The 22,835-nt window shown below is 69.8% G+C and carries 21 protein-coding genes; 7 read left to right on the top strand and 14 right to left on the bottom strand.

Annotated elements, in window-relative coordinates:
* Positions 1-440: 440 nt before the first annotated feature.
* Positions 441-1,835 carry a cystathionine beta-synthase gene (locus AB0912_RS15850; protein WP_366699857.1) on the bottom strand — a complete coding sequence of 465 codons (1,395 nt, stop codon included), beginning with the start codon at positions 1,833-1,835 and terminating at the stop codon, positions 441-443.
* A 144-nt stretch (positions 1,836-1,979) separates the two neighbouring features.
* On the opposite strand from AB0912_RS15850, the gene AB0912_RS15845 reads away from it, so the two are divergent.
* The 3 genes from AB0912_RS15845 to AB0912_RS15835 all read left to right on the top strand — a co-directional run bounded on the left by AB0912_RS15845 (position 1,980) and on the right by AB0912_RS15835 (position 6,046).
* Entirely contained in the window at positions 1,980-3,008 is a 1,029-nt protein-coding gene (locus AB0912_RS15845) for an SGNH/GDSL hydrolase family protein (protein ID WP_366699855.1), read from the top strand.
* A 717-nt stretch (positions 3,009-3,725) separates the two neighbouring features.
* The gene (locus AB0912_RS15840) at positions 3,726-4,946 is read left to right on the top strand and encodes an acetyl-CoA C-acetyltransferase (protein WP_366699853.1); all 1,221 of its coding nucleotides are present in this window, start codon (positions 3,726-3,728) and stop codon (positions 4,944-4,946) included.
* Between the two features lie 302 nt (positions 4,947-5,248).
* Positions 5,249-6,046 (top strand): hypothetical protein, encoded by a 798-nt coding sequence (locus AB0912_RS15835; protein ID WP_366699851.1) that lies wholly within the window; start codon positions 5,249-5,251, stop codon positions 6,044-6,046.
* A gap of 255 nt (positions 6,047-6,301) precedes the next feature.
* On the opposite strand, the gene AB0912_RS15830 is transcribed toward AB0912_RS15835, so the two are convergent.
* On the bottom strand, positions 6,302-6,613 hold the full coding sequence (locus AB0912_RS15830; RefSeq protein WP_366699848.1) for a hypothetical protein: 312 nt from the start codon (positions 6,611-6,613) through the stop codon (positions 6,302-6,304).
* A gap of 104 nt (positions 6,614-6,717) precedes the next feature.
* Here AB0912_RS15830 and AB0912_RS15825 point away from each other — a divergent pair, with 104 nt between their 5' ends.
* Positions 6,718-6,948, top strand: a complete 231-nt coding sequence (locus AB0912_RS15825; protein WP_366699846.1) for a DUF4287 domain-containing protein — start codon at positions 6,718-6,720, stop codon at positions 6,946-6,948.
* 129 nt (positions 6,949-7,077) lie between these two features.
* Here AB0912_RS15825 and AB0912_RS15820 read toward each other — a convergent pair whose 3' ends face one another.
* A complete protein-coding gene (locus AB0912_RS15820) occupies positions 7,078-7,959 on the bottom strand; it encodes a Bax inhibitor-1/YccA family protein (protein WP_366699844.1) in 882 nt (293 codons plus the stop codon).
* A 1,001-nt stretch (positions 7,960-8,960) separates the two neighbouring features.
* On the opposite strand from AB0912_RS15820, the gene AB0912_RS15815 reads away from it, so the two are divergent.
* The gene (locus AB0912_RS15815) at positions 8,961-9,245 is read left to right on the top strand and encodes a helix-turn-helix transcriptional regulator (RefSeq protein WP_366699842.1); all 285 of its coding nucleotides are present in this window, start codon (positions 8,961-8,963) and stop codon (positions 9,243-9,245) included.
* A gap of 10 nt (positions 9,246-9,255) precedes the next feature.
* Here the strand turns inward: AB0912_RS15815 and AB0912_RS15810 are convergent, their stop codons facing one another.
* The 3 genes from AB0912_RS15810 to AB0912_RS15800 all read right to left on the bottom strand — a co-directional run bounded on the left by AB0912_RS15810 (position 9,256) and on the right by AB0912_RS15800 (position 10,905).
* Complete coding sequence (locus tag AB0912_RS15810) at positions 9,256-9,660, bottom strand: hypothetical protein (RefSeq protein ID WP_366699840.1); 405 nt, start codon at positions 9,658-9,660, stop codon at positions 9,256-9,258.
* Positions 9,661-9,861: 201 nt separating this feature from the next.
* On the bottom strand, positions 9,862-10,341 hold the full coding sequence (locus tag AB0912_RS15805; protein ID WP_366699838.1) for a hypothetical protein: 480 nt from the start codon (positions 10,339-10,341) through the stop codon (positions 9,862-9,864).
* 348 nt (positions 10,342-10,689) lie between these two features.
* Positions 10,690-10,905, bottom strand: a complete 216-nt coding sequence (locus AB0912_RS15800) for a hypothetical protein (protein ID WP_366699836.1) — start codon at positions 10,903-10,905, stop codon at positions 10,690-10,692.
* 176 nt (positions 10,906-11,081) lie between these two features.
* Here AB0912_RS15800 and AB0912_RS15795 point away from each other — a divergent pair, with 176 nt between their 5' ends.
* Positions 11,082-12,293 (top strand): helix-turn-helix transcriptional regulator, encoded by a 1,212-nt coding sequence (locus AB0912_RS15795; RefSeq protein WP_366699834.1) that lies wholly within the window; start codon positions 11,082-11,084, stop codon positions 12,291-12,293.
* Positions 12,262-12,702: a GNAT family N-acetyltransferase gene (locus AB0912_RS15790; protein WP_366699832.1), complete on the top strand. Its 441-nt coding sequence runs from the start codon at positions 12,262-12,264 to the stop codon at positions 12,700-12,702. Before AB0912_RS15795 ends, AB0912_RS15790 begins: the two co-directional genes overlap by 32 nt.
* Before the next feature lie 66 nt (positions 12,703-12,768).
* Here the strand turns inward: AB0912_RS15790 and AB0912_RS15785 are convergent, their stop codons facing one another.
* From AB0912_RS15785 to AB0912_RS15750, 8 genes are all read right to left on the bottom strand, one after another.
* Positions 12,769-13,155: a hypothetical protein gene (locus AB0912_RS15785; protein WP_366699830.1), complete on the bottom strand. Its 387-nt coding sequence runs from the start codon at positions 13,153-13,155 to the stop codon at positions 12,769-12,771.
* Complete coding sequence (locus tag AB0912_RS15780; RefSeq protein ID WP_366699828.1) at positions 13,142-13,570, bottom strand: hypothetical protein; 429 nt, start codon at positions 13,568-13,570, stop codon at positions 13,142-13,144. The genes AB0912_RS15785 and AB0912_RS15780 overlap by 14 nt, the downstream gene beginning before the upstream one ends.
* A gap of 47 nt (positions 13,571-13,617) precedes the next feature.
* Positions 13,618-13,944, bottom strand: coding sequence for a hypothetical protein (locus tag AB0912_RS15775; RefSeq protein WP_366699826.1), 327 nt, complete (start codon positions 13,942-13,944; stop codon positions 13,618-13,620).
* Between the two features lie 24 nt (positions 13,945-13,968).
* On the bottom strand, positions 13,969-14,853 hold the full coding sequence (locus AB0912_RS15770; RefSeq protein ID WP_366699824.1) for a peptidoglycan-binding protein: 885 nt from the start codon (positions 14,851-14,853) through the stop codon (positions 13,969-13,971).
* Positions 14,853-15,038: a hypothetical protein gene (locus AB0912_RS15765; protein ID WP_366699822.1), complete on the bottom strand. Its 186-nt coding sequence runs from the start codon at positions 15,036-15,038 to the stop codon at positions 14,853-14,855. The genes AB0912_RS15770 and AB0912_RS15765 overlap by 1 nt, the downstream gene beginning before the upstream one ends.
* 62 nt (positions 15,039-15,100) lie before the next feature.
* Positions 15,101-15,649 (bottom strand): hypothetical protein, encoded by a 549-nt coding sequence (locus AB0912_RS15760; protein ID WP_366699820.1) that lies wholly within the window; start codon positions 15,647-15,649, stop codon positions 15,101-15,103.
* A gap of 12 nt (positions 15,650-15,661) precedes the next feature.
* Positions 15,662-19,096: a hypothetical protein gene (locus AB0912_RS15755; protein ID WP_366699818.1), complete on the bottom strand. Its 3,435-nt coding sequence runs from the start codon at positions 19,094-19,096 to the stop codon at positions 15,662-15,664.
* A gap of 6 nt (positions 19,097-19,102) precedes the next feature.
* Positions 19,103-22,798, bottom strand: coding sequence for a phage tail tape measure protein (locus AB0912_RS15750; protein WP_366699816.1), 3,696 nt, complete (start codon positions 22,796-22,798; stop codon positions 19,103-19,105).
* Between the last annotated feature and the right edge of the window lie 37 nt (positions 22,799-22,835).

The following is a 22,835-nucleotide window of genomic DNA, read 5'->3' as shown; positions in this document are numbered from 1 at the left end:
CCGCATACGCGAGGGCCCGGTACCCGGATCGCTTCCGGGTACCGGGCCCTCGTGACGTGTTGCGCGGGGACCGCCGCACCCCCGTTGCCGGGGGGCGGGACGACGGCGGTCCCCGCGAGGGACGCGGGCCGGGTCAGGGCCGGGCTTGCGCGTCCTTGGCGTCCATGGAGGTCCGGGAGCCGCTCCGGAGGTCCTTGGCGCCGTTTTCGCGTCGGCCTGGGCGGGGAGCCGCTCCCGCCCTGCCGACACCCACCAATGTGCCGGACCCGTGTTAAGCGGGTGCTGCGCGGACGTGACGCGCTCGTACCACTTCCGCGAAGTTCGCCCCGCCGCCGCCCCGGAGCCCGCCGCGGCCGGACCTCGCGCCCCGGTCACTGCCGGGCGCCGCCCTCGGCCAGGCCCCGATCACTGCCGGGCGCCGCCCTCCGCCGGGCCCCCGGTTACTGCCGGGCGCCGCCCTTGGCCAGGAAGGACAGCAGGTCCTGGCGGCTGACGACGCCGGTGGGCTTGCCCTCGACCAGCACGATCGCGGCGTCGGCGGTGCCGAGCACGGACATCAGGTCGCCGACCGGCTCGCCGGAACCGACCTGCGGCAGCGGGGCCGACATGTGCTTCTCCAGCGGGTCGTCCAGGGAGGCCCGCTGGGTGAACAGCGCGTCCAGCAGCTCGCGCTCCACGACCGACCCGATGACCTCGGCGGCCATCACGTCCGGGTGACCGGCGCCCGGCTTGACGATCGGCATCTGCGAGACGCCGTACTCGCGCAGCACCTCGATGGCCTCGCCGACGCTCTCCTCCGGGTGCATGTGCACGAGGGAGGGGATGGAGCCGTGCGCCTTGTCCTTCAGCACGTCGGCGACGCGCGCGTTCGGGCCGGTGTCCTCCAGGAAGCCGTAGTCGGCCATCCACTCGTCGTTGAAGATCTTGCTGAGGTAGCCGCGCCCGCTGTCCGGGAGCAGCACCACGACGACGTCGTCCGGGCCGAGGCGCTCGGCGACGCGCAGCGCGGCGACCACGGCCATGCCGCAGGAGCCGCCGACGAGCAGGCCCTCCTCCTTGGCGAGGCGGCGGGTCATCTGGAAGGAGTCCTTGTCGGACACGGGGACGATCTCGTCGGCGACCGTACGGTCGTACGCGCTCGGCCAGAAGTCCTCGCCGACGCCCTCGACCAGGTACGGCCGGCCGGAGCCGCCGGAGTACACGGAGCCCTCGGGGTCGGCGCCGATGACCTGGACCCTGCCGTCGCTGGCGTCCTTCAGATAGCGGCCGGTGCCGGAGATGGTGCCGCCGGTGCCCACGCCCGCGACGAAGTGGGTGATCTTCCCCTCCGTCTGCTCCCACAGCTCGGGGCCGGTCGAGTGATAGTGCGACAGGGGGTTGTTCGGGTTGGAGTACTGGTCGGGCTTCCAGGCGCCCGGCGTCTCCCGGACCAGCCGGTCGGAGACGTTGTAGTACGAGTCCGGGTGCTCCGGGTCGACGGCGGTGGGGCAGACCACGACCTCTGCACCGTAGGCGCGCAGCACGTTGATCTTGTCGGTGGAGACCTTGTCGGGGCACACGAAGACGCACTTGTACCCCTTCTGCTGCGCCACGATGGCGAGGCCCACGCCCGTGTTGCCGCTGGTCGGCTCGACGATCGTGCCGCCCGGCTTGAGGGCGCCGCTCTCCTCCGCGGCCTCGATCATGCGCAGGGCGATGCGGTCCTTCACGGAACCGCCGGGGTTGAAGTACTCGACCTTCGCCAGGACGGTCGCCTGGATGCCCGCGGTCACGTTGTTGAGCCTGAGCAGCGGGGTGTTGCCGACGAGGCTGATCATCGAGTCGTGGAATTGCACCGTTGTCTCCGGAGCTGCGTTTTTTACAGGAATGGTCCTGTCAGCCTACGGCCCTGGACAGCCGTTCACGCCCCGTTGAGATTGGCCGACCCGCTCTACGGGGCAAGCAGTGGTTGTACGGCTACGAGGAGGTGGCGGCGACGGATGTCGAGCTTGTCGAGGGCGAGGGTGGCCCGGCGGATCGCTGCGGGAGCGGCGTACGGCGGGGGCGGGGTCGGGCTGGTGGGCGCGGCGGCCGTCGGTCTGGTGCTGGCGGAGGTGCAGCTGGCGAAGCGGCACGTGGGCAACGGGCACGCTCCGTACGCCCCGCGCGCGGACGGTCTGTACGGGTACGACTACGCGGGCGCCTCCCCTGACGAGCCGCCGTTGCGGCTGATGATGCTGGGCGACTCGACGGCGGCGGGCCAGGGCGTGCGGCGGGCCCGTCAGACGCCGGGGGCGCTGCTGGCCTCGGGGCTCGCGGCGGTGGCGGAGCGGCCGGTGGAGCTGTCCAACGTGGCGCTGCCCGGGGCCCAGTCGGACGACTTGGACCGGCAGGTCGCGCTGGCCCTGGCGGACGGCTCCCGGGTGCCGGACATCTGCGTGATCATGGTCGGGGCGAACGACGTGACGCACCGGATGCCGCCGACGCGTTCCGTACGGCATCTGTCGGCCGCGGTACGGCGGCTGCGCACGGCCGGTGCGGAGGTGGTCGTCGGGACGTGTCCCGACCTCGGCACGGTCGAGCAGGTCCAGCAGCCGCTGCGCTGGCTGGCCCGGCGGGCGTCCCGTCAGCTCGCGGCGGCGCAGACGATCGGCACGGTCGAGCAGGGCGGGCGGACGGTGTCGCTGGGCGACCTGCTCGGGCCGGAGTTCGCGGCGAATCCGCGCGAGCTGTTCGGGCCCGATCACTATCACCCCTCGGCGGAGGGGTACGCGACGGCGGCGATGGCTCTGCTGCCGACGGTGTGCGCGGCGCTGAGCCTGTGGCCGGCCGAGGAGGAGCGGCCGGACGCCTCGCGCAACGAGGGGTTCCTGCCGGTGGCCCGGGCGGCGGCGGAGGCGGTGGCCGAGCCCGGTACGGAGGTGGCGGCGGCGATGCCCACGGGGCCTCGCGGTCCCTGGGCCCTCCTGAAACGCCGCCGCCGCCGACGCCTCCCGGCCACAGACCCGACCCCGGCCCCATCGGCCTGACCCGGCCGAGGACCACTCCACTCCGGTCCACTCCGGCCTGCGGGCGCGGGGGGCTGATCGCGCAGTTCCCCGCGCCCCTAGGCATCTCACCCCGGCCGGCAGCAAACAACGCACCCCGAGGACCCGCACCGTTTGCGCAGTTCCCCGCGCCCCTAGGCATCCCACCCCGGCCGGCAGCAAGCAACGCACCCCAGGGACCCGCACCCCTCGCGCAGTTCCCCGCGCCCCTGGGGTATCTCACCCCGGCCGACAGCAAACAACACACCCCGAGGACCCGCACCGTTTGCGCAGTTCCCCGCGCCCCTGGGTGTCTCACCCCGGCCGGCAGCAAGCAACGCACCCCGAGGACCCGCACCCCTCGCGCAGTTCCCCGCGCCCCTGGGGTGTTTCACCCGGGGCGGCAGTAAGCGCTGCGGGCGCTCGGGGACTCTCCCGGGTGCCGGCGGGGTATCTGATCGGCGGCGGGGAAAAAAATCAGCCCCTCCGGCGTTTGAGGAGCGGGGTCTGGGGCGGAGCCCCAGGGGGAGCACACCGACCCCGGGTGACCAGGTGACCGGGGTGAGCAAAACGCCCCCCCCAAGGCGCCCCCGCCAGAAAAAAGCAAGCGCTTGTTAAAGTGCGGCCCGTGTCACACGCCCAGACCGGTGACCCCGACCGTACGTACAGGTAACTTCCCAAGCAGCCCCGCACACATCCCAGAGCGCCCATGGAGCCGTGATGCCCGAAGCCGTGATCGTCTCAGCCGCCCGCTCCCCGATCGGCCGCGCCTTCAAGGGCTCCCTGAAGGACGTGCGTCCCGACGACCTGACCGCCACGATCATCGAGGCCGCCCTCGCCAAGGTCCCCGGCCTCGACCCGAAGGACATCGACGACCTGATGCTCGGCTGCGGCCTCCCCGGCGGCGAGCAGGGCCACAACCTCGGCCGCATCGTGGCCGTGCAGATGGCCATGGACCACCTCCCCGGCTGCACGATCACCCGTTACTGTTCCTCCTCGCTGCAGACCTCCCGCATGGCCCTGCACGCCATCAAGGCGGGCGAGGGCGACGTCTTCATCTCGGCGGGCGTCGAGATGGTGTCGCGCTCGGTCAAGGGCACCTCGGACGGCATGCCGGACACCCACAACCCGCTGTTCGCCGAGGCCGAGGCACGCACGGTCGAGGTCGCGCAGTCGGAGGGCTCGACCTGGCACGACCCGCGCGAGGACGGCCTGATCCCGGACGCGTACATCGCGATGGGCCAGACCGCCGAGAACCTGGCCCGCCTCAAGGGCGTCACCCGCCAGGACATGGACGAGTTCGGCGTCCGCTCGCAGAACCTCGCCGAGGAAGCCATCAAGAACGGCTTCTGGGAGCGGGAGATCACCCCGGTCACCACCCCGGACGGCACGGTCGTGAGCAAGGACGACGGCCCGCGCGCGGGTGTGACCCTGGAGGGCGTGCAGGGCCTCAAGCCGGTCTTCCGCCCCGACGGCATGGTCACCGCCGGCAACTGCTGCCCGCTCAACGACGGCGCCGCCGCCCTCGTGATCATGTCCGACACCAAGGCCCGCGAGCTGGGCCTGACCCCGCTCGCCCGCATCGTGTCGACCGGCGTCACCGGCCTGTCCCCCGAGATCATGGGCCTCGGCCCGGTGGAGGCCAGCAAGCAGGCGCTGCGCCGCGCCGGCCTGACCGTGGGCGACATCGACCTGTTCGAGATCAACGAGGCCTTCGCCGCCCAGGTGATCCCGAGCTACCGCGACCTGGAGATCCCGCTGGAGAAGCTGAACGTGAACGGCGGCGCCATCGCCGTCGGCCACCCCTTCGGCATGACCGGCGCCCGTATCACCGGCACGCTCATCAACAGCCTCCAGTTCCACGACAAGCAGTTCGGCCTGGAGACGATGTGCGTCGGCGGCGGCCAGGGCATGGCGATGGTCATCGAGCGCCTCAGCTAGGACAGCCACGAACTCGCGTCGCCTTACGGGTGACGGGAGTTGAACACACGGTGACCGAAACGGCCCAGAACCCCGTAACCACCGGGGCTCTGGGCCGATTTGTGATCCAATCCCATCCAAGATGTGACCTATGTCCCTCCCGAGAGGCGTTCGCGCAGGTCAGAGTGGTTACGTGGGTAAACCTCGGACCCAAAGTCCTGTCCCATTTGTGACGTTACGCACTGACAGTTTGATGGTTCGCCCTTCAAGCTGATGTAGGAAGTCGGGGGCCGACTTTGAACCGGGAGTACGTAGTGAGCGCCATGCCGATTGCTTTGCTGCTCACCACCGCCGCGACCGCGGCCGTGGGCGTCGCCGCTCTGCGCACCCTGCGGGGTCTGCGCCGGCAGGTCGCGGCCCTGCACACCGAACTGGCGCGGAGCCGTGCCGTGGACACGCGCGGCCTGGTGCCCGCCGCGCGCGAGGCGACCGACGCGGACCAGATACGCACAGCCGTGGCCGAGGCACTCGCCGAGGAGCGGGAGCGTGAACTCGCCGAGGCGCGCGCCTTCTGGGCCGCCCAGGAAGCACGGGACGCCTCGGACGCGCCCTCGCTGCTGGGGCTGCCCGACAGCGAGCTGTTCCTGCCGCGGCACTCGGACTTCGCGGGCCTGGAGCACCTGGAGCCGGTCGCCGAGGCCGGCCCGGACGTCGAGGACTACCTCCAGGGCGGCACGTCGGGCGACTCGCCCGAACTCGCCGCGGCCCGCCGCCGGCACCCCTCGCACCCGGACTTCGTCCCCGTGCAGTCACCGGTGGTCAACGACCACGAACGCACGGTGGCCTGCCTGGAGGAGCTGGCGGAGTCCCGTACGGAGCTGGCGGACGTCCGTCCCGGCCCGCTCGGCACGCTCGACGTCTACGTGTTCGCCGACGGCACCACGCTGTGCATGACGCCGGGCCACCGCGAGACCGCCGAGCAGCTCGCCGCCGCGCTGGACGCGGGCGAGGCGCCGGTCCTGCTGGGCGGCTCCGGGGTCTCGGGCGCGTACGCGCTGACCTTCGCCTACGGCGAGGAGAACGTCTACATCCTGGCGGACCGCGTCATAGCCTCGCTCTGACACCCGCGCCGCCCAGACACTCCAGCCCGAGCGCCGCAGCCCCGAACAAGGCAGCCCCGAACACCCCAGCCCCGAGCACCCGCCGCGCGCCGGAGTCGATCCCGAGACCGGGGACCCGACCCGGCGCGTTTCCGCGCCTCCGCCGTACCGGGCGGCCTCCATACCGGCCGGGCCCTCCGCGGTACCGCGCCCCCGCCTTGTCGGCCAGGCCCTCCGCCATGCTGGGCCCCCCGCCGTACTGAGAGCCCCCGCCGGTCAGACGCCGGCGCGTTTCTGGGCCTCGGCGACGAGGGTGACCGCCTCCGCGAGTTCGTCCTCGTCCTTCAGCACGAGCGCCAAGTCGTGCGCGGCGACGGTGATTTGGTCGGCGGCGGCGAACATCCCCGCGTCGGGCATCTCGCGGGGCTCCCCCGACGGGTCCTCGACCCGCTGGGCGCGCAGCGCGAACTCCCTGGCCAGGCCCAGGGCCTCGGCGGCGGCGCCGCGTTGCAGGCGGCTCTGCGGAGCGGCGCGCAGCCGGTCGGCGAAGTGGTCCACGGCTCGGGTCAACGGCGTCGTATCCAGCACGCCGCGAGACTACGCGCAGCGACGGGACTGTTGCCAACAACCCAACCCTCAGGCACGGTGGCGTGAAGGACCGGCTCACATCCCCTTTGCGTTCGGAGGCGCCGATGTCCCAAGTGTTCTCCCAGGAGATCCACCGCAACATGCTCGCCCGTATCCCCCATTGCACCGGTCGTGAGATCTCCGACTGGATCCGCACCGTCGACGAAGGCCCCGCCCTCTCCCGTTTCGAGGAGAAGGTGAGCTGGCTCCGCGCCGAGCACGACCTCGCGTACGGCCACGCGAAGGCGATCATCCACGAGTACGACCTGAGGAGGGCGGCGCGCAAGCTGCTGTGAGCGCGCACCACCGAGACGACGGCACCCGACGACGCGGAAGGGCCCGCGCACCGGTGAGGTGCGCGGGCCCTTCCTGTCGCTCGACGGCCGCCCGGGCCGTCGGCGTGACCAGATCCCTGGTCTCTGTCGCTAGTCCCTGCCGCTGAAGATGGCGACCAGCCGCAGCATCTCGACGTAGATCCAGACGAGCGTCATGGTCAGGCCGAACGCGGCCAGCCAGGCCTCTTCCTTCGGGGCACCGTAGGTGATGCCGTCCTCGATCTGCTTGAAGTCGAGGGTCAGGAAGAAGGCGCCGATCAGGATCGCGAGGATGCCGACGGCCACGCCGAGCGGGCCGCTGCTGCGCAGACCGCCGTCCGGGGCGACACCGAAGGCGACCAGCAGCAGGTTCACCGCCATGACGACGACGAACGCGATGGCGATGGTCAGACCGATGCGCGCGTACCGCGCGGTGACCCGGATCCAGCCCGCCTTGTAGACGAGGAGGGTGGCGCCGGTGACCGCCATGGTGCCGAGCACGGCCTGGAAGGGCGCGCCGGACCACCGCGAGTTGTACATCTCGCTGATGACCCCGAGGAAGACGCCCTCGAAGGCGGCGTACCCGATGATCAGGGCCGGGGTGGCCTTGCGCTTGAAGGACTGCACCATCGCCAGCACGAAGGCGACGAGCGCCGAGCCGATGGCCAGGCCGTAGCTGGTGGTGGAGACCGGCAGCAGCGCCCAGGCCAGGACGGCACCCACGACGACGGTGCCGAGGGTCATCGCCGAGCGCATGACGACGTCGTCCATCGTCATACGGCCGGTGGAGACCGGGGCCTGCGGCGGAGCGCCGTGCTGAAGGTCCTGCTGTGCGTACGGGTTCTGCGCGTAGGGGTTGCCGCCCTGCTGGGCGTAGGGGTTCCCCTGCGTGCCGACAGCGGGTCCCCCGGCCTGCGGCGCCGCGTTGAAGCCCGCGTAGCCGTTGTCGCGGCTGAACCCCCGTCGCGAGAAGACCGGGTTGCTGCTCCTCATTTCACTCCTCCATGGCCACCCTGCGTGGCCTTGGCTCAAGAGTAATAGGTAGGCAAAGGACTGACCCTAATGCTTGGGGAGGATCTTTCCCTTGTGCTGCCACCGTACGCGTGTGCCACCGGGCCCGCCCGCACTGGTACGAACCCGTGACCACCGGCTTCCGGAGGCTTCTGCCCGCTCAACGGATCTACCCCCCTCCTTGTTCCTGCGCCCCCCTCCCCCACCCGTGCAACCCCCACCACCACCAAGCCCACCCCAAAGGGCGACCTGGCGCCGCCCAGGGAACCACCATGAGACGGGCCGGAACCGAAAGGGACGGGGAGGGAAGGGGAGGGAAGGGGAGGGACTGGAGGGGGCCGGGAGGTTCAGGCGGCATCGAGGACGGCCTAAGGCGGGCCGGACGGAGTTCCCGATCCGCTGGAGGCACTCGGGGCGGCCCCGGTGGGGTCGATGCCGCGAGACGATTGGGCGGCCGAGTGCTCGGCGAACGTCGTGTGCAAGGAGAGGTGCCCGGAGCCGGACTTGAACCCGAGCCGGTTACCCCTCTGACCTGCGGCGTTCCTCTGACCTGCGAGCGAGAGACCCGTTTCGCCTCGCGGAGACCCGCTCCAGTCCGCTTAAGCCCGCCGCCGTGTTCCCGCGGGAACACGGCGGCTGCTCCGCAATGACCAGCACGCTACCTCCGCAAACGGGGCCCAAGTCAGGGCGCACAAGCGGCGCTCGGGTGCGCGCCCGAGAGCAAAGGGTCATGGCCGAAACTGGCGCATCTGCGCGTCGGCAACCGGGGGGGGTGAACACTGCTGGGCCCGGCCGCGCGCACGCGCTGCCGGGCCCAGCCGCGACCCCTCCGGGGCTTTGCGGAGCACTTGGAGGGACCGCCCTGCCACCCCATACGGAGCGACAAGTATGCGAGGTTTTCAACATTCAAGCAGGTATGCGCCCGGCTGAGAAGTGCCCAATTGGGCACTGACGAATGATCTTCCTGCCGCAACGGTGGTGGGGTGCCAGAAAAACTGCCGGATTGGGTGGTCGCACGCTGCCGCGTCATCGGTGAGCGCATCCGAACCGCGCGGCGCCATCGCGAACTCTCCCAGGAGCAGCTCGCCAACCTCATCGCCGTTGACCGCCGTACGATTCATCGCTACGAAACAATGCAGCGACAACCGGCCTTGTCGATGCTGGTCCTGATCGCGGACGCCCTGGAGATCTCACTGGCCGAACTGATGGCGGCGTCGAACGAGCTGGACATGCGCGAGGCACGTGCCGACGAACGCCCCTCGTCCTGATACGCAGGACTCAGGTCTTGCGTACGAACACGCGCTGCCCGTTGTAAAAGCGCACGGTCAGGCCGAAGTGATCTTTCGCGGGGTTCTCCCGGGCCGACCAGATATCGACCTGCTCGATCTGCGGTGACTCCCCTGCACCCAGAACGCCGGCGAGCCACACATCGGGCGCCGCCCTCGTGCCCACTGCGACGTATGGCGCGGGCCGCCCGTCGACCGGTGCCGCCGGGGCGTCGTGCTTCTCACCGTCGGCGAGCTGCCCCATGACCTGCCAGCGGACCTCACGGCCGTCGACGGTGACTGCCACGCCGAAGGAAACGCTCGCCTCACCAGCCCCGACGAGCGACTGGACGCGCTGAACCCCTGGACTGTTCGTAACGAGGCCGGTGAGGTACTCAGCGAAGAAGTCGGGGCGCATGTGTGTTCCTTTCCTGACGGCTCGGCAACTCTAAGCCCGGCCATCGGGCCGCGAATCGCGAGGCCGCCAGGGCGCGCCGGAGGCGTACACCCTGGTCGCATTCCGCCTCGGTCCAGCAGGGGGCGCACTCGCGCCGGTGGCCTTGCCAGGCATGCTCAAGAGCGAACTGCTGGACGGTCGTGCTGGGCGGAGCCGGAGTGGTCACCGGATCTCGGCCGGGTCCTCGATGGCGAGCGCGCCCCGCGCCACGAGGTCGCCCACGGCCGCCGGGTGGCAGAGGTGCCCTTCGTGGCGGGGCGGTACAGCCCAGTAAGGGCCGGGCGGCTGCCTCCGGCGAAGAGCCGGCACTCCCAGATACACGCCGTCGCCGAGGTACGGCGCCAGGCAGCTGCCCTCCCACGCGAGGCCGGCGCGCGAGTCGAGGAGAGGGTAGTAGACGTCGAGGCGCGGGTCGTGGATGACCGCGCCATCGAGCCGGGCCTTCAGCACTGCCACGACCGCGCGCGGCTGCTGCATATCAGTGGCGGCGCGGACCAGCTTGCCGGACAGCCGCACAGCGACAAACCGGCTGCCCAGCGACAGGATGGCCATACCGGTCTCCTCCCAGTCCCTGAGCGCGTCCTTCGGTACGTGGTGAGAGCGGGACAACCAGGTCGTGATCAGGTGATCCGGGGTAGTCATGCTGCCCTCCGTGTCGCGCCCTGCTGCACCGTCGGCTGGTTCGTACGTCGGCACCCAGCCTTGTGGACAGTCACGGTCACGGGCGGCCCCGACCCCCGGTCCACGAGGAGCGTCTCAACGGCGGTGACCTGGCGGATGGGCTGGTCGCAGCGTGCGCACATCGTCATCGGTGTCCGCCCTTCTCGGCCGCGCGCGACCTGGTGGCACCGCCGTGACACGAACAGCCGCATCGGATCGTCAGCACCGGCGCCTCCCACGCGGGCGCTCCCGGGCACCGCACCTCTCTGGGGCCGTCACACATCGCGTGCTCCGCGAGGGCGCACTCGGGGGTGAGCGGGGCCGTCGCCGTCATGACAACTCGGACAGCGGGACGAGGCCGCGCTGTTCCCGGCAGGGGGCGCACGCGTACAGGGCGATGGGCGGTGCGCTGTTCCGCTCGATCGCGTCGACCAGGACCGCGGTCTCCGAAGGGCCCTTGTGCCAGTCACACCAGCGAGCCCGATCCCGGGAGGTGGGCTCCCGGGAGGTGGGCGCCGTGCCTTGCGTCTGCGTATCGTCGTCCATGTCGACTCCAGCCCAGTCGGCCAGGCCCCGGGGCCGTGCGACCGGCCGCCGGGGTACGCCGTTTCGATCCCGGCGTTGGCTCCTGACGAGTAGCGTTGTGCACACGGACAGCGATCTCCAGAGCTGTCCTGTCCTCACCAGTCCACACCTCGGTGGACAGTGGACACGGAGGCACGATGGCCGAGACCTTCGGTGACGCACTACGCCGCTGGCGCGGAAAGCGGAGCCTGCGCAACGTCGCCACGCTGGCTCAAATGAGCAAGACGTACATCGCCTACCTAGAGCAGGGTTTGCGCCAAGCACCCCCAGAAACCGCGCGTGCTCTCGACCATGCGCTCGGGGCCGGCGGCGAGCTGATAGCTCTTGCCGCCGCGCAGACCGGACGCGGCGCCCTCGCGCAGGCCGACGCACTCCAAGCAGGACTGCACGACGTCCTCGCGGCCGGGCCCCTCGCCGACAGCAGCCTCGACGAGATCGAGTGGACCGTGGACCGCCACGGACGCGCCACCCGCTACCGCCCCGAAGGCGAGCACTTCCCCGAACTCCTCGCCGACTTTCAGGACTTACGCGTCCTCCTCACCCATCGGCAGCCCGCACCCGCACGTCGGCGTCTCCTCGTCGCAGCGGCCCGCATGTCCGGACTCACCGCACTCACGCTCCTCAAGCTCGGCGACAGCCGGTCCCTGTCCTGGTGGCGGACCGCCCGCACGGCGGCAGCCGCAGCGAACGACCGGGCCACCCTCTCCTGGACGTACGCGCACGAGTCCTACCAGGCGTACTACGGAGGGGACGTGTACGGGGCGGTCGAACTCGCCGCCCGTGCACGGCATCTCGCTGGCGGCCTGCCGTGCGTGGGTCCTGCCCTGGCCGCGCCGCTGGAGGCCCGCGCGCAGGCCCGCCTCGGGGACGCGGACGCCGTGCGGCGGGCCTTGGCCGAGGCGGAGACCGCGCTCAGCAGGCTGCCAGCGGCCGAGCAGATCGGTAGCGCGTTCGGCTACAGCGAGAGTCAGCTCCGATTCCACGCGGGGAACGCGCTCACTCACCTCGGCGCCAGTGCCCGAGCCCGTGAGGAGCTGGCACGCGCGGCCGATCTGTACCCGGCGTCGGAGCACATGGACCGGGCGCTCGTCGCTCTCGACACCGCGATGTGTGCCGTCCTCGACGGCGACCCCGCCGGAGCTGCGGACCAGGCCGCGCGCACGATCGTCGGGCTGCGGCCGGAGCACCGCACCGCACTGATCATCTACCGGGCGAATGATGTTGTGACTAGGGTTCCGCCCGAGGCACGAGAGGTGCACGAGGTGCGGGCGCTGCGCGAGATTCTCGCGCTGCCCCCTGGTGACATGGAGCGCGGACGTGGTGGAGATCAGCAAGGCGACAGAGGCTGACGTCGAGGTCATCTCGGTGATCCTCGGCGAGATCGAGGAGTACTACGGCGGGGAGAACATCCCCGGCGACCTGGGCCAGATCCGTACCGCTCTGTTCTCCGAGCAGCCTGCCGCGACCGTCCTCCTCGCCCGCGACGGTGAGACGGTTCTCGGGCTGGCCTCGTACTCACGGCTCTGGCCCGCCGCTGGCGCTGACACATCGCTGTACCTGAAGGAGTTGTACGTGCGCGAGGCCGCCAGGCGCCGCGGTGTGGCCCGCGCGCTCATGGCTGAGTTGCGGAAAGCGGCCGGGCGGCTGGGCTGCTCCCGCCTGGAGTGGACCGCCGACACGGACAACCCAACCGCGCTGGCCCTGTACGAGGCGCTCGGTGTGACGCCGCACCAAGGCAAAATTTTCTATCGAGCATGAGGAAACGACTTCTAGACGACACGACGAAATGGCCCCCGCCCTCCCGAAGGAGAGCGGGGGCCGTGCTCAGCGGGAGTCCCTCGCGGCGACCAGCTCGGGCAGCATCGGCACGAGCGGCATTCCGGCCGCGCGGAGTTGGGCGTCCTGCTGGCTGATGTGGTCGAGGGCCAGGCCGAGGAGCCGCTCCGTCCGATCGGCGCGCGATCGGGATGCCTGCTCGAGCTCTTCGACGGCCCGCATCCGTTGGTGGAGGCCGGACATCTGCTCTTCGAACCATTTGTACATCTCGGGGCTGACAGTCCAGGTGCCCTCTGGCTGGGCCGGTGCGGCTGGCAGAGCGTCCGCCGGTACTTCCTGCACCGTTGTGCGGGTGCGTCCCAGCCATGCGCCGTACGAGGCGCCGCCCGTGGTGATGAGGACGGCGAGGAGGCCCAGCCAGTTAGTCGGCTCCACGGGCCACCACCGTCAGAACGGTCACGCGGGGGCTCGTCAGGAACGCGATGATCTGGATCAGCAAGGCGTGCCCGGCCCAGGGTGCGATCGCCCCCCACGCCGTCGCGGACGTCCCCGTGATCGCCCCGAGCGCGTAGGCGACCGCCCACAGCAGTGGGGGTGCCATCGCGGCACCCACGCCGATCAGGTCCCGTCCCGGCCGAACTAGGGCGTACCCGCTCGCGATCCCTCCGGCCACGATCCAGATGACGCCCCAGCCCGTCATTGGCAGCAGGTGCAGGAGCACGCTGATGCCGCGGACGGTCCCGTAGCGGGGCTGGATCGCGATGGACGCGCCGTAGCTGATCCAGGACAGGCCCGAGCTGAGGAGGGCGGTGCCCCGCCAGCCGAGTCGCGCCCACAGAGGGCACAGCACTGACGCCGCTGCTCTGCGGGCACGCCCTCCGGGCCGACGGCGCTCCACTACACGGCCCGGGGCGGAGTGCCGGCGCCGGTGCTTCCGCCCGTCGAGGTGGCGGCCTCGATCGCCGGCGCGATCCCCGACGGCCGCCACAGCGTGTGGTAGGCGACGCCGATCACGACGACCGCGGTGAGCATGCACGTCACGATGGACCTGCCTTCGAACTCGTGGTTGACGTACGCGGTGCCGATACCGTCGCCGGCCGCGATCAAGAGGGCGAAGATCCCCTTGAGCGGGCCGCCCCAGCGCGGCTGGATGACGAACGCCATGACGGGCGGCAGGACGAACGCAAGGCCGGCTGCCCAGAGCTGTGCGTCGGTCGGAGTCATCGTGGTCTCCCTCAGGTTGTCGGGTCAGGCCTTCGGAACTTCGAGCGCGTCCCAGGTCTCGCGGCCGGGCGGCCACCGCAGCGCGGAGCCGCTCCATCCCTTGTGGTGGGCCGCGTTGTACTCGCGCTGCCAGGCCTCGTAACTGTCGACGTCGGCCTGGCCGAGGACCGGGCCCGGCCCGACGCGATACCGGCCGCAGCCGCGGGCGACGAGCCGCTCGCCCATGCGCGTGAAGACGGACGACCGCCGCCCGAAGGCGGGCGCCGCCCCGTTCATGAAGAAGTTCTCGCCCGGGTACGGCTCCAGGCACTTGGTGGCGGCCGGGGGCTTGGCGATAGTGAAAGCGGGCCACGTCAGCGGGTCGTCGTGGTCGTTCTCCGGGACAGCCTTGTGCGGGTACCAGCCGGCCTGGGTCTCCCAGGTGCCCTCGTCGCGGCTGCAGCTCTCTGGCCGGCCGTTTGGCCACCGGTCCGGCACGCCCCAGCTACGGACCCAGTCCAGGATCTCCGGCCAGCCCGTACACGGGGTGTCGACGAGCCGGGGGTAGACCTCCTTGCCCACCCGGGCGTATGGGAAGAACAGGGCCTCGATCTGCAGCACGACCGAGCCCGCGCGGTTGGTTCTCGTCCCGCCGGGCTTGTCCGCCAACGACTTGCTCCTGGACGTCGCCGGGACGAACTGGGTCACGGCGCCGGTGAAAGGGTTCCAGAGCAGGTGCGGGGCGAGGCCCTTGCCCACGCCCGTGAAAAACCGGCGGAGGTTTTCGTACGGGACGAGGTCCTGCGGCGTCGCGGCTGTCGCGTTGAGATCCCAGGTGATGTGCGGCACGCACTTCGCCGGCCCTCCGTCGCAAGGGGCGTGGTCGCCGATGTCGAGCCGGGTGGCGCCCGGCATCCACAGGTCGGCCATCACGCTTCACCGGACCCGGTGACGCGGAGCTGGACGGCGTGAGCCGCCGCCCCCCAGGCGGTCTGAATCGTCTCGCTGAGGTGGTGCCAAGCGGGCAGCGGCCCGCCTCGGACGTCCTTGTGGCCGACCGCGTCGCTGTACACGGTGTACGCGAGGTGGCCGAGGTCGTGTGGGTCGGATGCCATGGGGGCCTCCAGAATGCAGAAAAGCCCGGACCGTGACGGCCGGGCGATCGGGGTGGAGCGGGTCAGCCGGCGATCCAGAACACTCCGAGTGCGGAGGCGACGTCGGTAGCCGCGCTGGTGTTGAGGGCGGCGCCGGCGGTGTGCAGGCCGAGGACCTCGACGTAGTCGCCGACGGCGAGGACGGCCTGGGCGTGGGTGGCGATCGCGCTGGAGTGGGACGCGGTCGCGGCGAGGGTCTTGACGAAACTGCCGGGGATGGCGGTCCCGTTGACGTTGATGCGGGCAGCCCTGTTTCCGGTCGCGTTCGCGGCGAAGGCGGCGTGCCCGACGATGCTGTACGTGCCGGCGACTTGGACGACGTACCGCGAGGTGTTCGTGCTGGTGCTGTGTCCGTTGTCGCTGTCGAGGGTTTCGGTGTCGAGGTTGAGGGGCGTCCAGGTGTTGTCGGAGAGGGCCTGGACGCTGGTCTGGTAGCCGCGGAAGCGCGGGACCCCGTTGGCGCCGGAGCCGATGGAGAAGTTGGCGATGGCGGCGACCTGGGCCATCCACAGGGCGGCAGTGATGTAGTAGCCGGGGCTCTCGGTGGCGACCGCCGGCACAGTGCGGGGCACGGGCGGCTCCTCTCAGTAGGCGAACGCGACCTGGTCGAAGCGGTTCGCGTCCCAGGTCGTCGGGTCCGTGTAGCCGGCCGGCAGCAGTTCGCAGACGGTGATCCCGGCCGTGTGGGCCTTGGTCGTGGCTGCGGAGAGGGAGATGGTGGCGGTGGTCCAGCCGCTGCTGGTGGCGCCGACGGCGGCCACGGTGACGTTCTCCGCGTTCGCTCCGCCCGGATCGAGCGTGAGCTGCTGCCCGATCGCCAACTGGGCGCCGAGCGGATTCACGTTGTCCGCCGATGCGTTGACAGTGATCGTCGTGACGCCGGAGCTGATGGTGGTGGCGAGGGTGGTGTGCCAGGCGGCGAACATCGCGTAGGGGGTGATGTCGGCCGGTGAGCACTGGACCGTCAGCCACGCTTCGTTCTCGTCGTCGAACTCCCAGTCGATCTTCTCCAGGAAGGTCTCGGCCTGGATGGGGGGTGCGCCGTTGGGTCTGCGCATGACCCGGGCCCTGGCCCCCAGTTCGAGGGCGAGGAGCTGCGGCCACATGGCGGGAAGCGCCGAGGCGTGGATTTTGAGCGAGCTGATGCGGACGGCCGGGTTGCGGTACCGCGACACGAAATAGCTCGCGGCGTCCTGGACTTCCAGGCTGGAGGCTGAGTTCACCGTGCGAGTAAGGGGCCGCGTGTAGTAGTTGGCGATGCTCGCGGCGTCCTGAGCATAGAAGAGCTGGCCGGTGGACGGCTGGGTGACTTCGGCCCTGTTGCCGATCCGGGTGGGGTCGAAGTCGGGCCTCATGTCCTCGTACGGGCACTCGCCGAGGTCTGTGCGCTCCCCGAAGGTGATCTGCGGGGTGGTGGCGTTGTAGCGGGCAGAGCGGCTGCGGAAACAGATGCGTCCGTCCGACGCGACGAAATGTTCGCCGGCCTCCGTCTCCACCACCTCGTTGAGCGCCGTCACCGGGTCCTGGCCGTCGAGGCTCGCCGGCCCCATCGATCTGGTGAGACCGCTCTGGATAGTCCTCGGTCCGCGGTAGCCGGCGTACCTGAGGATCCGCGTGTACCGGGCGTCGGTGGACTCTCCGGCGCACGCTGATTTCCAGGCCGAGTACAGGTTCGCGACCTGGGTCGAGGTGAGCAGGGTGGGAAACTCAGCCGCGAACGCGAGGTCGCCCTTGTAGTTGAAAGCGGTGCCATTGCCGACGGTAACGTCGACGTATGCGCCTAGGTTGTCGGCGATGAGGCCGGTGGGGGTAACGTCGCTGGTGTAGCCGGCATTGATGCCAAGGGCCCCGTCTTGCGAGGCCAGCACGGTGCCGGTGGCCTCGCTGTAGCCGAAGACCAACAAGTGCCAGTTCCCGTCAGTGACGGGGTTCCCCAGGCTCCCGCCGAAGTAGATGTTGACGGGAGCGACGGCGCCGCCTGGTCCCTTCATATGGAGGAAGGGTCTGCCATCGGTGTAGATGGCGACGTGGATGTGCGACCCGGACGGGTTGCCGGCTGCGCGCTGGCCGTCCATGGAGGTCCACAGGATGCACTGGACGGTCGGAACCGGCCCCGTGTACCGCAGGGCAATGGCACGGGTCCACAGGGTCGGATCGGCGGGGCCCTTGACGCCGCTGTTCGTGAGCTTGAGGAACGTGGCGGGCCCGACCGTGTTGGTGCCGGGGAACGCGTTGTTGAGGGTCATGACCGGGCCGTCCGAGCCGGTGAAGATGCCGTTCACGGGATCGGTGGCCGTGACGTCGGTCCCGAAAACGAGTGAGCCTGCTCCGTACTTGCTGATCCCCATCTGGAGTGGTGGGCAGTGACCCGTCCAGTCGGCGGCGCTGGTGCTCCCGCTCGGGTCGTCCAATTTGTAGAGAAAACGAGGGTTGAGGTCATTGATCTCTTCGGTGAGCGGGTCTTTCAGTTCGTCCTGGGACAGGAGGGCGAACGCGTCGACGGCGGTGATGCCGATACGCCCGTACGTACCGTCGTCCCCCCAGTCCGGCGGATAGCGCTCCGCGAATCCGCCGAAAACGGGATACCAGGTGCCGGGGCAGGTCCACGGAGTGGCGGTGGGGCCGGTCTCCAACTGCCAGCCGTCCACCTGGATGCTGCACGTGGCTGCCGCGGTGGCGGCGACGCGAACACCGGTGACGAGGTAGGCGGCATCCAGGCCGAGCGTGGCGGTCAGGGTGAGCGTCGTCCAGGGCGCCGTCGCGGATCCGGTCAACGTCACGGAGCCGCCGGCGGAGGCGGTGCCGGTTGTGTCGGCCCGGACGCTGTAGATGAAAGGGGCGACGGTGAGGCTCGTCGACGGCGTGATGTTCCGGACGCGGAGCTGCACGGTGTACGTCCCGCCCAACTCGGCGGCGGGCTGCGGCGTCCAGGCGATGAGGCCGGGCGTGGAGGTGCCGGTGGCGGCCGCGGTGCCGGAGGGGACAACGAACTGCAGGACGCGGCTGCCCCGCCACGCCGTGGCGGAGGAGACGATGCTGCCGCCGCTGGTGTCCGTGCTGGAGAACGTGCTGACGCCGCTGCTGCCCTGGGGGATGGTGCCGAGGGCGTACCCGCCGACGTCGCCGCCGGAGGCCTGGATCTGGGTGAGGAGGTTCCGGGTGCGCGGCCAGCATGCTCGCATTCGGTAGGGCTGGAACGGCTGGACGTGCCCGTAGAACGGGCCCGCGGTGTTCTGCGGGTCGAACAGGCCGTCGGGGTTGGCGAGCTGGCCCTGCATCTCGCCGGCCTGGACCTGGTCGAACTCGTACTGCCGTCCCCTGCCCACGGAGAACGTTCCGCGGGTGCGTTTGCTCATGTCCGCGTACCGGTCGAGCGGGAAACTGGCGCCGTTCACGTTCCACCGGGCGCCGAACCCGTGCTCCATCTGCGGCCAGTTCAGGTTGAAGGGCGTGCCCAAGGTGCTGTTGATGTTCGCGATGGTGGCGACTTGGCCCGCGAGTTCGGTCGCGCTCGCGCTGGTCTGGAACTGGAACTGGAGGGCAGCCGCCGACCAGGTGTAGGCCGTGGAGCCGAGGATCGTCCAGTTGAACGGGTCCTGAGAGGCCTCCGCGTACCAGGTGCCGCTCTGCTCGCGCAGCCTCCACCACCGGTGGGCGTCCGGATCGTAGGCCGGGAGCGTGGTGACGACCGTCGTTCCGGCGGTCTGCCGGGCAAGCTCGAACACGCCGGCCCGTACCCGCATGGCGATGCTGTTGTTGGCGTCCACGAGGAGCTTGACGATCGTGGCGGTGGCGCCGTTGCCGTTGGGGACGGCGCCGATCTGGGCGTAGACCGAGGACGAGGTGCCGGTCCAGGTGGATGTCGTCCCGAAGGTGTTGGTGCCGGACGTCGGCTGGGCCAGGGTCAGGATGCCGGCGGCCGGGTTCAGGGTGGCAGCGCCGGCGCTGACGTTGTTCCAGAGGGTGGTGTTGAGGGTGGGGCCGGTGAACGGCTCCTGCAGGCCGGCCAGCGAGGGCACGGGCGGTCACCTCCTGTAGCTGGGATAGGTGGAGGGGTTGCGGGCACCGACCTGGCCCATGCCCTCTTGGACGAGCGCGATGAGTTTCCGCTCGGTCAGGACGTGGCCCTCGACGGTCATGTGGAGGTGCTGGTGGATGACGGACCTGGCGGTCAGGCCGCTGGCAGGCAGGGTGCGGAGCGCGCCGACTCCCGGCGTGCCCGGGATGCCGGCCTGGGTGACGTTGGCGGCCATCCGGCGGGCGGCCGTGATCGCGCGGTGTGTCTCGCCGCCGATGCCGGCGGCCAGGCCCTGCGGGATGAATTCGCCGATGTCGGAGAAGACCCGCGACGGCGACTTGATCTTGAGAGCCGCCCTGATCGCGGCTGCCATCTTCTTCGCGATCGAGACCATCTGCTTCTCGATCGACTTCTCTTGCTTCTGCAGGCCCTTGACCAGGCCCTTCGCTGCCTGGATACCCGACTTGTACATCGCGTCGGCGACAACCGTGCCGGTGGCCTTGGCCTTGGCCTTCATCCCCGACTGCAGGGAGTCAATGTCCTTGATCTGACCAGCCGTTGCGGCCGCGAGGGCGCGCGCGGTGTCTCCCCCGCCGGCCGTGCCCTTCGAGGCGATCTCGTCGATGAGGTCGGCGCGAAGGCCCTTCTTCTTCAGGGCCGCAAGGTTCTTCGTGAATTCGGCGGCGGCCTGGTACTGCGCCCGCATGTTCGCGACGATGTCGAAGCTGTTGACGGAGCGGCCCTCGTCCGGAGAGTCGGTGACCACCGACATCCCCTGCATGATCGACGAGGCGATTTCGTCCCGCTTCGTCGTCCACGACTTCTGCAGGTCCGCCAGCTTCTTCTGAACGTCCTTCAGCCTCTTGGCGGTGGCATCCCGCTTCGCGGCGAGACGCCGCATGACCGCGTCCTCGCGCTTCACATACCGCTCTACCCCAGCGAGGGCACGCAGTTTCTGCGCCACCCAGGCGTTCGTGCGGCGGCCGGCACTCGTCCGGCCCGTGGTGCGCGCGTCGTTGAGCTTGTTCCGGGTCTGGATGAGCAGGGTCTCGATCCGCCGGGTGGCAGCCTTGACGCGTGCTGTCGATGCGGTCAGTCCGTCGACCAGGCCCTGGCCGACGTAGATGCCCAGGGACCGGAAGACCGTCGAGGGCGAGTGGATGCCCATCGCGCTCTTGAAGCTGCTCACCGCACCGTGCGCGATGTTGCTCATCACGCTGGACACGCTGATCGACTTGATGCCGTTGATCAGGCCCTGGAGCAGAGAGCGGCCCGCGCCGTAGAGCAGCGATCCCAGTTTGCCCAGTGCCACGACGGTGCGGTGCGGGATGCCCTGGATGTACGTGACGATCCCGATGACCGCCTTGACCATGGCGTTCTTGAAGCTCTGCCAGGCGCCTGAGGCGTTGTGGGACAGGCGGCTGGCCAGCGTGGCCAGGCCGTGGGCGATCATGAGCGGGAGGCCCTTGACCCACGCGACCAGGTTTCGGCCGGTGTTCACGGTCGTGTGGTAGGCGGACATGAAGCCGCTGGAAATTTTCTTCCAGTACTTCATGATCAGCAGGACTGCGATGCCGATCGGGCCGGTCAGGATGGCGAGCAGCAACGGCCAGTGGGCCTTCACCCAGCCGACGAGCCACCCGACCACCGCGGCGATGCCCTTGAACGCACCGTCGACGAACGACCGGAACCAACCGACCTTGTTGTAGGCCCAGATGAGCCCGGCCACCAGGGCGGCGATGGCCAGGACGACGAGCATGATCGGCATCGCGGACATCGCGGCGTTCAGGAGCCATTGCGCGATCGCCGCTGTCCGCTCGGCGACGGCCGCCGCGAGCACTTTGATCTTCTGCGCGGCCCAGGCGAGGCCTGAGCGGACCGCGGCGGCCGTCGTGACGGCCATGCGGCGGCCCAGGGTCAGTGCCGCCGTACTTGCCGTGCGCATGGCCCCGGCCGCCCCGCGGATACCGGCCGTGACACCTGTCCAGGCAGCCCGGCCGCCCTTGGCGGCGAGCCCGCCCAAGGTCTTGCCGAACGTGGCGACACCGCGGCCAGCAGCCCGGGCCCCGCTGATGGAGCCGTTCCACATCTTCCGCAGGACGCCGCCGAAGGTGCCCGCCCTGCCGGAGAACGCGGACTGGGCCACCTGCGCGGAGCGGAAGCCCTGGACAACGCGCGCGCCGGCCTTGGCCCCGGCCACGCCGACCTTCGCGAGGGCGCCGATGGGCTTCAGCGCGCTCGTGGCCAGCTTCGCCGCGTAGGCGACGACGGACAGCGCGAGAACGCCGCCGAATACGCCCGCCAGCCCGGTCGCGACGTTCTTGTGCCGTGTGAACCAGTCGACCGCGCTGGTGACAATCGGGATCAGTTTGGTACCGATCTCGATCCCCAGGACCGCGAAGACCTGCTTCGCCTTCGCTAGGCGGACGTTGAAAAGTTTCTGGGTCGCATCCCAGCCCTCGACGTCCTTAGTGGCGTGGTGATAGGACTCGCGAACCTTCTTGACGCGCTCGTTGTACGACTCAGTGTTCTCTCCGGTGAGTTGCAGCGAAGTGTTCAGACCGATGGCACCACCGAGCATTTTTTTCATTGCTTCGGTGTAGGTCTGCGCGGCCGGCCCGCCGCGCTTCAATTCCGCCGAGAATCCGTTCGTCTTGTTTTTCAGGGTGGCGTACTGGGAAAGGAGATTGGCCTGCTCCGGAGGAAGGCCTTTGAGCTTCTCACGCCAGTCAGCGAGGCTGATCTTTCCGGTGTCGTACGATTTTGCGAGGCCCTGAATGCTCTTGGGCATCGCCTTGACCATCTCGTTGGCGTCGTGCGCCGCCTGCTTGGTCTTGTTGAAGGAACTCAGGAGGAGTGTGCCCGAGGGGCCCATCTTCCCGAGGACCGTCCGCGACAGCATGTCGAACGTCCCGGACAGGCCCCGGCCGCCCTGGTCGACGTCTTTCAGCCCCTTGGCCACGTCCGTCGACGACAGCCCGAGACGCTGCATCTCCTGCACCGCCACGTTGTTGGGCGACGCCAGCGCCCGGATCGTGGCGTTCAGTTCCTGGGTGCCCTCCCGGGCGCTCGTGCCGTGCTGTGTGAGTGTCGCGAGAGCACCAGAGACCTCGGCAAAGGAAATCTTGTTGGCCGACGCGATAGGCAGGACGGTCGACAGGGAGGAAGCGAATTCCTCCATCGTCATCTTGCCCTCACCAGCGGCGGTTTTCATGGCGTTCATCACCTGAACGCTGTCTTTCGCCTTCAGGTGATACGACGCCATAACCGAAGTCATCGCGTTGGTGACGGACTCCAGCGAAGCGTTTTCTTCCCTGGCACCCTGGGCTGCCGCCTTCAAAACTTTAAGGCCGTCCGCCCCGCGAATACCGGCCTTTTCGACCTGGTACATTCCCTCGGTCAGATTGTGCCAGTCAGTTCCGGTGCCCTTAGCGATACCCAGGATTCCGGAGCGCACCGTCTTCAGGCCGGACAGGGTCTCTCCGGCTGCCGTGTGCAGCACCATGGTCTGCGCCTGGAAGTCGCCGGCCATCTTCATGGAGGCGACGCCGACGCCGACGCCGAGCATGGAGACGGACTTCCCCATGCGAGCCATGCCCGCATACGCGGTGGCGCCTGCCGCGCGCATACCCGCGGCGGTGCCGTTGACCTGCGTCCGCGCCTCGCGCATCGTGGCGCGGAGCTGGGTGATGTCACCCAGCATCCGTACGACCACAGGAGGCATGAAGCCTCCGCCGCCG

This window comes from Streptomyces sp. NPDC007084 (genome assembly GCF_040703595.1).
Classification (GTDB): domain Bacteria; phylum Actinomycetota; class Actinomycetes; order Streptomycetales; family Streptomycetaceae; genus Streptomyces.
This window is presented reverse-complemented; position numbering and strand designations above follow the sequence as displayed.